Annotated in this window: 1 protein-coding gene (cut by both window edges); it reads left to right on the plus strand. The window is 72.1% G+C overall.

This entire window lies inside a single protein-coding gene on the plus strand: locus ACIOJD_RS08165, encoding a lonely Cys domain-containing protein (protein WP_401909706.1). The 63,381-nt coding sequence extends 24,360 nt beyond the window's left edge and 25,559 nt beyond its right edge, so the window shows coding positions 24,361-37,822 — codons 8,121 (complete) to 12,608 (partial); the first codon wholly inside the window starts at nucleotide 1. The start codon and the stop codon both lie outside this window.

A 13,462-nucleotide genomic window follows, 5' to 3' on the forward strand; every position in this document is an offset into this window, starting at 1 on the left:
GCGACGCTGATGCACGGCCTGCGCACCAAGCGCAGTCATGTGCTCACCGCCGGCCGGGTCACCTACGACGTGACGCTGCACCGCGCCGGTGGCGGTCGGGTCACCGGCACGTTCGGGCCGTGGGACGACGGTCTGCGGCTGCGGATCGCCCAGCGGGCGACGATGGAGGGACACCCGCCCGGCCCGGACGAGGTACGGGAGCCTCCCGAGCATCTGGAGAACCTGGACAGCATCGGATACGGCGAGACCCCCCTGAAGGTCGACGGGGCCGATGCGATGTTCGCGCGGGCGGAGGCGACGCTGCGCGAGGAAGGGTTCCTGCCGCCCGCCGAACGCCGGCGGAGGTCGCTCCCGTTCCGGCTGGACGAGCCGCTGGTCCTGGCGCAACTGGAGAACCTGCGGCGGCTGCGGCAGATGCGTTCGCGGCTCGGCCTGGCCACGTCGGTCCCGGACGGCGTGGACGGCGGGGAGCCGGTGTGGTTCGAGCGGCCGAATGCGGTCACGGGCACCCGGCGGGTGCAGTTGCGGTTCTCCGTCGCCCGTGACACCGCGCGGCCTTCGGTTCACACGCGCAGGCTCCCCGATGTCCACCACGTCGGGTTCAGCTCGCACGAGGCCAGTGGCGGGCGGCAGCGGGGTACGGCGCTGAGCGGTTCCGCGGGAGCCGGCGGCGGTTTCAGCGTGCCCCTCGCGGACGGCGACTGGACACTGAACCCGGCTCCGGACTACACGGGCACCGGGCAGCTCACGGACACCGCGAACAGCGGTGACTCGGTCGGATACGACCAGTTCGTCATCGCGGCCGAAAACGGCAGCGAGCTCTTCCGGATACCGGCCAGGCTCGCCCTGGACCTGTACGAGAGCGACGCCGACGAGCCGCGCATCCGTTTCGCCGACGGTGACGGTGACGGTGACGGCGACGGCGCGGGAACGGATGGCGACGGCGCCACGGCGGCCACGGACGGGACACCGCTGCGGGCCCCCGGCGCCACCCCGCACACCGTGCCCGGCAGCGTCACCGTACTGGTGCCGCACTACCGCACCCGCCCGCCGAACAGGAGCCTCGTACCCGCCGGGCCCCGGCCGGGACATGTGATCCGGGAACCGGTCACCGACGGCGGGACGGCGGACGACTACCGGCGCCTGGACATGGTCGACGCCCAGGGCCGTCCGTTGCCGGGGCTGACCCGGCTGCCGGGCGGTGCGACCGTGGACACCTTCCGTGGCACCGCCGCCGTGATGGAGGCCCTGGAGCAGATCATCGCGGGGACCTATCCGGGACACCCGGAGCAGGGGCCGTTGGGCCGGGCGGTGCGGCGTGCCTCCGTGACGCTGACCGGCCTGGCCACGGAAACCGCCAGGCGCGGATCCGCAGTGAAGGAGTCGCTGCCCGTGGCCCTGACCGGTGCCGTCAACCGGGTCAGCACGGCCGTCAACTGGGCCGCGACGCCGGTGACCTGGGCGGCCAGGACCTCCGTCGACGGGGCGGTGGCGACCTACAAGTGGACGTCCGTCGCCGTGGCGGGCGCGTCGCTCAACGACCAGGGCACCCTCGCCACCGAGGCCCGGCACGACGCGATCCGGCCGGCCCAGCTCATCTCCCGTGCCGCGCAGATCCTGGGCGGCGTGCATGTGGTGGAGGGCCTGACGCTGCCGGGCATGGCGGCGGACCAGACGATGATGCTGGAGATCAGGGGCTATCTGACCAACCCCCGTCTGCTGGGCTCCGGGTCGGTCTACTCCGAGCAGGACGTCGCCGTCGGCGACACCGCGGGCCGGCAGCGCGGTGTCGGCCTCACCCGCCAGGGGAACTTCCAGCTCACCGCGGTGCAGGCGGCGCCGACCCCGCCCGACCGCCTGGTCCATCAGGCCAACCCGAGCGGCCGGTACACCCAGTCCCGCCGCACCGACGACACCAGCACGGTGAGTTCCACCACGAAGGTCACCCACGCCGCGGAGGAGACGGGTGACAAGCTGTGGATCGGCAACGACGTGACGCTGCTGATGACGGTCAAGTGGGGTGTGCGCAACGTGGCCGGGAACGCCGTCGGCCTGGGCAGCTTCGCCCCGGTGACGGTCGCGATCGACCTGCCCCGCGGCGTGACGTACCTGGCCCCCGCCGAGGGCGTGGCCCGCCTGGCGGCGTGGTTCCAGGGCATGGCGGGCATCCCGGACCTGACGCTCCCTCAGCCCAGCGTCCCCCTTCCCGTCCGGTTCGTCCGCTCCCGCCGGCTGGGGAAGGCGAGTGTCCTGTCCGTCATCCAGCTCGACGGCACGACGAACCGCAGGGAGCGGCGGGACCGGCTGGGCCGGGAGCTGACCAGGCTGATGGAGAACGAGGCGCCGGGCTCCCTCCAGCCAGGACACGCCTCCTACCTGTCCGGTGTGGAGGCCGAGATCGCCCGCCTCACCGGCCCCGCGGGGCTGCGGGCCCTCCCCGCACGCGGTCCCGGCGGCGTCGCGCGCATCCACTTCCTCCACGTCGTGTACGGCGGGGCGCGGCTGGTCGAGGCGACCCTGCGCGCCGAGCCGATGATGCAGACGCCCGCCCTGCGCGGCGTACGCGGCCGGCCGGCCGGTGAGGGCCGAGGCCTGGAGCAGGTCGACACGCACACCCCTCAGGCGACGGCGACCTCCTCCGCCGTCACCAAGACGCGCCAGATCACGGCCAATCCCATCTCCCGCTATCCGCGCCCCGGTTCCACCGGGCGTACGGACCGCGAGGGCCCGTCCCTCGCGCTGACCAGCGCCAGGACCCGCACCAGCCGGACCGACACGGCGAGGGAGGACCGTTTCTGGACGCGTACGGGGCGCTCCGCCGACTTCGAACTCGACTACCGCTACACCGCGTCGGTCCGCTCCGAGCTCGTGTGGGAGTGGCCGCCCAACATCCCCGGCGGGATCTTCCAGGGCGGGCTGCTGAACCTGTCCGGCCTCGAAGGGGATGTGGCACAGCGGGTGCGCACCTGGATCAGGCGCCTGCTGCGGGGCCGGCCGGAGACCCTGGTCACCGTGCCGGCCGCGACGGAACTGCGGTTCATCGGCTCCGAGGCCGCGGAGCCGCGGACGCACGCCGGGCCCCGGCCCCCTGCCCTGCTCATGCGGGACCCGCTGCTGTTGTCCGCGCGCGACGCGCGGGCTCAGGGCACACTGCCGTTCCCGGGGGGTGCGCACCTGGTGCCGACCGGGCCGACGCCGGTGCAGGACACCAACGCCGCCCCGCAGTTGATGCAGGCGCTGCGCGACGTCGCCCCGCGCACGGCCGCGTCCTGGGGACTGCCCGCGAACGCCTCGGCGGAAGCCGTCGCCGCCCGCCTGGGCGAGCTGGTCCAGGCCGGTGAGATCAGCCTCGACCCGTCACGTACGGCGGCGGGCCTGACCACCACCGTGCCCGGCAGCTGGCCGCTCCAGAGCCCTGATTCCGCGCCGTCCCTGCAGATCACCCTGCACAACGCGCGGCCGGTCACGGACGCGGGCGACGTCGCCGTGGACCGGGTCCGCAGGCAGGTCCGTACCTCCTCGACGACCTCGTCGGCCGGGAGTTCCTTCGTCCTGAACCACCAGGGCACCTACAGCCTGAGGAACGGCAACTTCCACCTGCTGGGCCTGACCTTCCCCCTGGCGGCGCAGCAGCCCCACACCAACACGTCCGGGGGCAACGCGTCCTCCACCGGGTTCACCAGCCTGCGGACCGGCACCGCCTCCGAGCCCGCGGACCGGCGCGGCACGCGTAGCTACGAGGCTCTGGTCGACACCGTCGTCACGGTGAACGGCCCCGAGGGCACCCGGTACGTCACCGGAAGCTCCACCGCGCGGCTGTGGGAACGCGATGTGCTCGGCTTCGGTGTCACCCCGCCGCGCCCCGGCCCTCGTATCTACGACCTGCCCGCGATGCTCGCCGACCAGGACGCGGACGATCTGCGGGACTGGGCGCGGCACCCGGTCACCGACCTGCCGGGGGTGCTGGCGGACGGCATCGACGAGCGGGACGGGTCGGCGGAGCTGTGGCTCGCGCTCGGATCCGACCCGGACGGCTCCCGCCTGGCCCGCGCCCTGTTCGTCGCCTCCCGTACGGCCGCGCTGGCCGGGAAGCCGGTCGAACTGGTCGTACGTACCGACGAGGGCCTGCGTCACTGGCCGTTCGCCGCCGACGGCTCCCTCGCCGATACGACCGAGGCCACCCGCGACGCCTGGGAGGGGATACGGGACGCCGTCGGCACCTACCTCCACGCGGTGCGGGCCGAGGCGACGGCACGTCACCGGGAAGCCGTGCTGGCACGGCGGCAGCCCGGCGCGCTGCGGGCCCTGGAGTCCGCCGGCCGTGCCGTGGACACCGCCACCACCGCGCACGGGGACGCCGACCGGGCCCACACCGACGCCGTCCGGACCGCCGGGGCCGTCCGGACGAGGCTCGACGGGGTCCGGGACCGGATCGGCGAGACGGAGGAGGAGATCGCGCGGCTGGACGAGGTCGCGCGTGACGCGCGCGTACGGAACGACGCCGCCACGGCGGAGGAACAGCGGCTGCGGGAGCAGTGGCAGCGGGAACTGGCCGAGGTGGAACGCCTCGATCAGCTCGTCGACACCACCCCGGAGACCGACCCGGCCGCCGCCGAACGGCAGAGCGCCCTGGACGAGGCCGAGGAGCGCGCCGACGCCACCCGGGAGCGAGGGCTGGCCGCCCGCGGGCAGCGTCAGCGGTACGTCGAGGCGATGACCACCGCCCGCGAGGAGGCCGACGAACTCCGCGGCGAACTCGAAGGGGCACGCGAGCAGGAGGAGTCCCTCGCTCAGGAACTCGTACGCGCCGAGGGGGCCGTGGCCCCGGCGGATCGTGCACTGCGGCGGGCGGACGGTGACCTGAGGCGCGAGACCAGGGCCCGGGACGCGGTCCAGGACCAGGTCCGCGGTATCGAGCGGGACGTGAACGCCGTCCGGCGGGAACTGAGCGAGCAGGCGCGTCGTCACAGCCAGGCGTGGGGCCGGCTGCCGGGCCTCGCGAGCACGCTGGAGACCGGCCGCCGTACGGAGGGCACCGGTACGGGGCCGTCACTGCTCAGCTCCCTGTCCTCGGCACCCGCCCGTGCGACCCGCTCCGGCCGGTTCGGCGGGCAGCCCCTGCCGGCGCCACCGGCCGAGGAGCGGGTGACGGCCGAGGCCTCCGCTCCGACCCCGTCCTCCGTGCCGACGCCGCAGGCCGTGCCGACGCCGCAGGCCGCCCTGTCGTCGGCCGAACTGGCGGACCTGGTCACGCGGTTGCCCGTGATGCCCGAGAAGGAGCGGACCTCCCGACTGCTGCCGTTGTCACCGAAGGACCGCGAGACCCTGGCCGCCGACCGGGACCTGGTGCGGGCCCTGCGTCGGGCCCTGCCCGCCGACGAGTTCGCGCGTACGGCCGCGCTGCTGATGGTGGACGTTCCGGCCGGTGTGGACCTGCGCGTCTCGGCGGGCCTGGAGGCACGGGCACAGGTCGCACGGATGCTGCGTTCCCCCGCCGTGGCGGAGAGGCTGCTGAACGAGGGCGCGCGGATGATCGTGGTCCCGAAGGACGCGGCCATGACGTCGCTGGACGCGTTCCGCACCCTCCAAGGGGGATCGACACAGGACGCGCGCCCCTTCGACACCGAACGCGGCACCCATCTCGACGGGCACGTCGCGGCCGCCGAGGAGAACCTTCTCGGGGGCACCACGAGCGTGCCGGGCGCGGGTCTGTACCGCGACGGCTACTCCACGACGACGCATGAGTTCGCGCACGCCATCCACCACTACGGGCTGACCGACGGTCAGCGGCGGCTCATCCTGGAGGCATTCAACGCGAAGCTGAAGGCGGGCGGCTTCGCGCAGTGGCCCGACGGGTCGCTGTACGACGCCTCCGGCAAGCAGCGGAACTACTCCGCCCTGAACGAGTTCGAGTACTTCGCCCAGCTCACCAACGTCTATCTCGGAACGAACACCGGGACGGACCCGTACACCGGCCGGCCCCGCAACAACGGGACGAAGTGGATCCGGAGCCACGTGCCGGAGCTGCTGCCGCTGCTGCGGGAGCTGTACGGCACCAACCCGAGGGGCATCCACCCCTGGCAGTCCAACCCCCGGCAGGAGGAGGACGTCTGGGCGGGTTTCCGGGCGATGTGGGACGACGCGGAGAACACGTACCGGCCGCAGCCGCACGCCCCTGCTCCGGCACCTCAGGACGTGGAGATGTCCCTCTTCGCGCCTGCGTCGGGGCCGTCCGCGCCGGCGCCCGTGGTGAACGTTCCCGCGCCCGCGGCGGTGTCGGGGAGTTTCACGGGGCCGAATGACGTCATGGTGTCGTCGCGGTCCGTGGTCACGGGGCCGTCGGGTCGTCCGCAGGGTCGTAACTGGACGGGTAAGTCCATGAGCCGGGTGCTGCCGGGGAAGGTGCGGGTCATCGAGACCCGGCCGGGCGTGGCACCGGTGATTGTGTCGGAGGAGGACGCGCCGTGGCCGGATGACGCGTATGTCGTCTGGGCGGAGGGTGAGAACGGGCGGGTGCGGCTGCCGGACGGCCGGGTGCTGGACGGCGAGGGGGTCGCCGACGCGCTGGCGGCCGATCCGGAGCTGGCGAAGCTGCCGAAGGACGTGCCGGTGGTGCTGGTGCTGCCGGATGCGGGGGATCAGTACCAGGAAGTGCTGCGGGCGGTGGCGACCCGGCTGGACCGGAGGGCGTGGGGTCCGAGCGGCAAGGGGCGCATGGTGGCCGACGCCTCCGCCGGCGGCCACCGTCCGGTCATCGTCGACAGCGACGCCAACCTGCCGTTCGGCGGCTGGGTACCGTTCGACCCGCCGGCCGGGACAGTGCCGTTCGAGGACCGCGCGTGGACGGCGCTGGACGGGACGACGTTCCGCGACAGCGACGTGTACAGCCGGCCGCTGGTCGGTGAGGACCATGAGCGGTTCGGCCGGATCTCGGTGCAGGTCGGGGACAGTATGCGGATGCGTGAGCGCCTGCTGAGGGCGTTCCCCGGGATGCGCAAGCTGGTGCACAAGACGCCGGCCGGTGATGGCTACCGGGTGGTCGATTCCGAAGAGGTGACACCGGATCCGGCGGTCTATGTCTATGCGGCTCATGGGAAGCCGGGCCGGCTGAAGCTCGCCCTCCGTGACGGCCGGACGGTGTGGCTGGGCAAGCGGGATGCCGGGCGGTACATCAGCGGGCTGCGTGAGGTACGGGAGCTGCCGCCGGGGCACCGGCTGCACCTGGAGGTCTGCTGGGGGGCGTCGGACGGCGACCCGCGGCAGAACATTTCCGCGACCCAGCCCGCGCCCCACGTCGACGACCCTCTGGACGATGTTCCGCTTGGTCAGTACGCCGCCAACGACAGCCGGAGGGAGACGACGGCGGTCACCCGGCCCACCGGCCTGGACTCCCGTGACCGGGTGGTGATCGACGCGCCCGGTGGCGAAGCCGGACGCCGGGTCACCTACCGGCCCGAGCCGCTGGAGCACGAGCTGGACCAGCTGGCGCGTGACGAGGGCGTGGACACCATCCCCGGTGCCGGACCGTCGCAGGCGCGGGCGACCACACTGCGGCTGGTGCGGGCGCTGCGGCAGGTGTTCGGCAATGAGATCGAGAACGACCGTGGGGTGCCGGGCGGCCGGTACGAGCGGGCGATGCGGGGCATCGTGGCGCTGGAGCGGATGCGGGCGAACGATCCGGCGATCAGTCAGTTCACTCCGTTCCGGCTGGACATGCTGGACTTCTTCGTCCGGGAGCACAGCGGAAGGGCTCCGGACGAGGCCGGGTACCGGTCGCTGCTCGACTTCGCCGCCGACCGGGTCGCGGCCGATTCCGGTGCGAAGCTGACGGAGGCGGTGCCGGCACCGGTCCTGCAACTCACGCTGGGCGAACTCGCCGCAAAGGGCGAACAGCTCATCCGGCACACGCAATCGCTGTCCCCCGCCGAGATGTTCACCCCGCGGCATGTGGCGTCCACCCTCTGGGCCACGGCCCGCGCCGCCAAGACGCTGTTCGCTGACACACCGAAGGAGAACCGTGAGTCACTCGGCCGCAGGGTGCTCCATCTGTCCGGCGCGGACCCGTGGGACCGGCAGAAGCAGGAGATGCTCTGGGCGCTGAGCGCCAAGGCCATCGCAGGGGGCGTGGACGTCACGAACCACGATGCGCTGGCCGCCTACCACCTGGCGGAGAGCGGCGCCTTCGCACCGGGCCGGATGCTGAGGCAGGGGCAGCACGTCCAAGGCGTCAACTACAGCGGTACGCCGGCCCCCGCGGGCGTCAACTGGGGCGCCGTCCACCAGACGGTCATGGGACCGGGCGGACCCGCCACCCAGCCCGTTCAGCCGGTCTGGGCCGGTCCGGGCAAGCCGATGCCGCTCCTGTACCTGATCCATGTGGACCAGGCGGGGAACGTGGGCGTGCAGCTGCCCGGCCGTCCCGGCGTCCTGGTGCCCGAGGCGGAGTTCCTGGAGCTGCTGGCGTTCGACCCGGCGCTGCGGAGCACCCCCCTGACGAGCCCCGTCGTGTTCCTGACCACCGGCCCCGGGGCCCTGGGGCACTTGGCGCAGCGGTTCTTCGAGCGCACCGGACGTCCCGCCGTCAGCCACAGCGCGCCCATGACGCTGACCGCCCCCGCCCCGTCCGCCCCGCTCGGCATCGTCACCCTCCTGGATCCGGCCACCCAGGCTCCCGGCCAGTGGACCGCGGCCAACCAGCAGACGATGAGCCCGCCCGGGCAGTCCACCGCGTCGTCGGGCCCCACGATCACCTTCGCCCCGTCGGCCCCGGTCTCCATGCCGTCGCCGCTCAGCCGTGAGGAGCTGGCGCGGTTGGTGCGTCGGGTGGCGGGTGGTGGGCCGGCGGCAGGCATGTCCGTCGAGCGTTGTCTGGTGCTGCTGAGGGCGTTGCGGGACGAGTTGTACCGCGGCGGTGTGCGTCCGGCGGTCGCGTTGGACGATGCGGTGGTCGGCGGGACCTCGGCGGAGTCGTCTCTGGTGGTGGGTCCGGGGTGGCGTGGGGTTCGGTCGTGGGACGCGGTGAAGGACGCGGTCGCGGCGGCGGGGCCGGGTGCGGCGGCGTTGGTTCTGGCGCGGCGTCAGGGTAAGGCGCCGGGGCATGCGTGGGCGGCGTATCACCTGGGCGGGCCGGACGGGTCGGACGGCGTGGTGTGGGTGGATGTGTCGGCTGGTGCCTACGGTCAGGTGTCCGCGTTCCCGCCGGCGGTGGCGGCGTCCGACGCGCGGGCGGTGGTGATCGATTCTTCCGGGCGGGCGATCGATCCTGACGGGCCTGTGGTGGAGGGCGCGCTGCCGGAGTTCGCGCAGTCGGCCTCCCCGGCACACCCGGTGCTCGACGCGGCGACCGGACGCGATTACGGAGCTCTTGGCCTTGAGGTCGAGAAGCGTCAGGTGTTCGTCATCAGCGGGATGGGCGATGTTCCCGCCAAGCAGGTGCTGGCCACTGCCCCCGGTTTCAAGATCGTTACTGATCATGCCGGGCTGTACCGAACCGCTGACGGGCGGCTGCACCTCACGTTCCCCACGATGGCGCCGGGAGATCCGAAGCCCGAGCAACGCGCCTACATCATCGGGGAGATCGTCGTCGAGCCGATGGCGGTGCTTCCGGGAGAGCGGAGGCAGTCTCCGGAGGTGGCGCTGGCGCGGTTGGAGAGGGTCGGCCTGGCGCTGGACGCCAGGGATGAGCCCCATGCTGTGCCGATGTCTCTCGAGGCTCTTCTTCCCGCCGACGACGGCTGGAAGATCACCAAGTTGGGTGAGAAGGCCATGGTCGGCCCGACTCCGGTCAGGTCGAACCTTGCCTATGTGCAGCCGACCACGGGTTTCCCCGCGCTGGGCCTGACCGTGCTCCAGGACGCGGCGGTGGACCGGATGCCGAGGGGGGCCGTCGGGGCGGTGGAGGCGTCGGGCAGGGAATTCGGGATGAAGGCCGTCGCTGATTTCGTGCGTGGTCTCACCGGCCGGAGCGAGGTGCCCGACATGGTCGTTCCGATCCTCGGGGTCATCCCGGACGTCGACGACCTCTGGGGCTACCTGCGGTTCGCGTATGCCCACACTGTCGCCAGGCCGACCGGCGTCATCCTCAACCAGGCCCCGACTTCGTTCATGGTCAAGAACGGCCTGGCGGTGGGATCCCGCCCCGCCCTGGACCGGGTCTGGCGGGCTCTGCGGCCCGGCAACCGGGACTTCCTCAACAAGCAGCACGACGGCATCAGCGGAAATCTCGCCACCGTGCTCGCGAAACTGCTGGAGATGTACCGGAGGAGCATCACGCCGGACAAGCCGTTCTTCCCGGGGTTCTTCGACGCGACCATCGGTGATGTGCCGTCGGCCCGGGAGCATGTGACCTCTGTACTGACGGGGCGTACTTCCGAGGGCAAGGTCATCACGCAGAAGCAGATGGTCGACATGGACGACGATCTGTATCCGACTCTGGACACTGATGAGGGCCGGCTGGAGATTCCGCTGGTTCTCACGGAGCTTCGGCACTTCGCGTACAACGGTCAGTTGATGACGCCCGAGGACATCCGGCGGGCCGTCGCCGAGTTGTCGCAGCTCAGCCGAGAGGCCTACCAGCGGGCGCAGATGTTCGCGGCGCCGCTGCCCGAGGACGTCCTGCGTGAAGCCGTCGTGCGAATCCTGGACAACCCGGTGGTCCGGGGCTTGGCCCACTTTGTGCAAATGGTTCTGATGGCAGGTCTGCCGCAGGCCGGGGGTGGGGCCCGGCGGCTGATGTCGGTGGGGGACAGCCAGAAGGTCGCCCGTGCGCTGGGCGCTTACGCTCTGGGAACCCCGCTGCCTCTCGATGCCCCGGTGCACCAGGCGCTACGGGCAGCTGTCGACGAGACCACCGGTCTTCTCGACTCTGTTCCGCCGCAGAACCAGCCGCGGCTCCGGGCACTTGTCGAGGCTGCGAGTGCCGCTCTCGAAGTGCTGGCGGATCCCGAGCTGACCCCGCCGCTGCTGCCGTTGGAGTCGGAGATCGTGGCGGTGGACGGGGCCCGGGTTCTGCTGGACCGGGTGCAGGTGGTCAAGCACCGGGGGCCGGGGCCGGACGGCAGGCCGGTGGGGGTTTCCTCGCGTCCGGACTGGCACGACGCCTTGCGGCAGGCTTATGGCTTGTTGCCGGAGGTCGCGGGATACACCTTGGTGCGGCAGGGGCCGGTGCCGTTGGAGAGCCCGGTGCAGCCGTTGCCGTTCGGCGAGGCGCATCTGGTGGGTCTGCGTGGTGACGCGAGTGCCGCCGCGCTGGCGTTGTCGGACGGCACGGAAGCGGTCTTCGACTACGCGCGGATCGTGGACTTCCTCTTCGCCGTGGACGGTCATCTGACGGCGGCGTCTCCGGAGACGGCGGTGCTGGTTTCGGGGGCTGATCTGGCGGGCCCGCCCGCGGATGACCCGTTGTATGTCCCGCTGGCGGGTCAGGTGCTTGCCAACGGGATGGACCGTTGGGTGTGGGCGACCGGGAGTGGGCTGGAGCCGGTCCTTGTCCCGGGTCAGGGGGATACGCAGACGCGGTTGCAGCTTGCGGAGGGGGACTGGTGGGCCGGTTTCCGTCCCGAGCCGTCGACCGCTGAGCTGGGCCGGCTGGCGGAGCGGGTGACGGGTGAGCGTTGGCGTGCTCCGGATGTGCTGCGGTGGGTGCGGGCGATCCGGCTGGTCTACGGTCCGCTGCTGGAGAACGACACGGCCGCGTTCGAGGCGTTGTTGCAGGGTTTCTGGGCGCTGGAGCAGGCCCGAGCGGCCAACGGCATCCAGTCCCCGCTGACATGGCGCGATCTGCGGGTGGCGATCGGTTCGCAATTCGCCGTTCTGGGGCAGGACGTTCCGCCGCTGCCGGTGGCTCTGCAGTTCCTGCTGGTGTCGGCGGCGGGTTCCGTGGGCGTCGACCTGGAACTCTCGCGGTTCTCGCTCGTCCCGCAGCATCAGAGCGTGCGGGCCTGGGACCAGTTCCCCACGAGGGGTGTCGTCGATGGCGGTGCGGTGCGGGACGGGGATGTGGAGATGTCTCTCTTCGCCCCGGCGTCGGGGCTGTCCGTGCCGCCGTCCACGGTGAATGCTCCCGCGCCTGCGGCGGTGTCGGGGAGGTTCACGGGGCCGAACGACGCGATGTTGTCGTCGCGGACCGTGGTCACGGGGCCGTCGGGTCGTCCGCAGGGCCGTAACTGGACGAAGAAGCCTGTGAGCCGGGTGCTGCCGGGGACGGTGCGGGTCATCGAGATCCGGCCGGGTGCCGTGCCGAAGGTGGTTTCGAGCGAGCCGGCGCCGTGGCCGGACGGTGCGTATGTGGTGGCGGCCGAGGGTGAGAACGGGCGGGTGCGCCTGCCGGACGGCCGGGTGCTGGACGCCGAGGGGATCGCAGCTGCTCTGGCGGCCGACCCGGAGCTGGCCAAGCTGCCGAAGGACGTCCCTGTCGTGCTGGCCATTGAGTTCGCGGGGGAGCAGTACCAGGAGATGCTGCGGGCGGTGGCCGACCGGCTCGGGCGCACGGTGTGGGGTCCGAGCGGCGAGGGGCGTCTGGCTCCGGACGGTTCCGGGAACGCGCATGTTCTGGTGTTGATGGACCGTGACCCGGACGCACCGGTCGGTGCGTGGGTGCCGGTGCGCCCGTCGGCGAGCACGTCGTCTGTGGATCGTGAGTGGACGGCGCTGGACGGGACGACGTTCCGGGACAGCGATGTGTCCACCCGGCCGCTGGTGGATGAGAACCATGAGCGGTTCGGCCGGCTGGCCGTTGGCCAGGGGGACAAGCTGCGTCGGCGGGAGCAGCGTTTCCGGACTTTCCGTCAGATACGTCAGCTCGTGCACTTGACGCCCGCCGGTAAGGGGTATCAGGAGACCGGTTCGGAAACGGTTTCCATGGACTCGGCGGTGTATGTCTACGCCGGTCATGGGGAGCCCGGCCGGATGCAGCTTCCGCTGCGCGATGGCCGGACGGTGTGGCTGGACAAGCGGGATGCGGCCGCGTACATCGTCGGGCTGCGTGAGGTGCGGGAGCTGCCGCCGGGGCACCGGCTGCATATGGAGGTCTGCTGGAGTGCGACGGATGGCGATCCGCGGCAGGATCAGCCTTCGTACAGTCCGGCGCCCCATGTCGACGATCCGCTGGAAGACGTCTCCCTCGACCAGCACGTGGCCAACCTCAGCCGGCGGGAAACGGACGGGAACACCCGGCAGACGGGCATGGACGGCACCCGGCGTGTGGCTCTGGGAGCCGCGAGCGGCGAGGATGGACACCGGGTCCGGCGCCGTCCTGAGCCGCTGGATCACGAGTTGGACCAACTGGCCCGGGACGCGGGCGTGGACGCCATTGCCGGTGTGGATGCGCGGGCGACGACGCTGCGGTTGGTGCGTGCTCTGCGGTCGGTGTTCGGCCATGAGATCGAGAACGACCGTGGTGTGCCGGGTGGCCGGTACGAGCGGGTGCTGAAGGGCATCGGCGCGCTGGAGCGGATGCGGGCGA

The organism is Streptomyces sp. NPDC088116 (assembly GCF_044741745.1).
Lineage (GTDB): Bacteria > Actinomycetota > Actinomycetes > Streptomycetales > Streptomycetaceae > Streptomyces.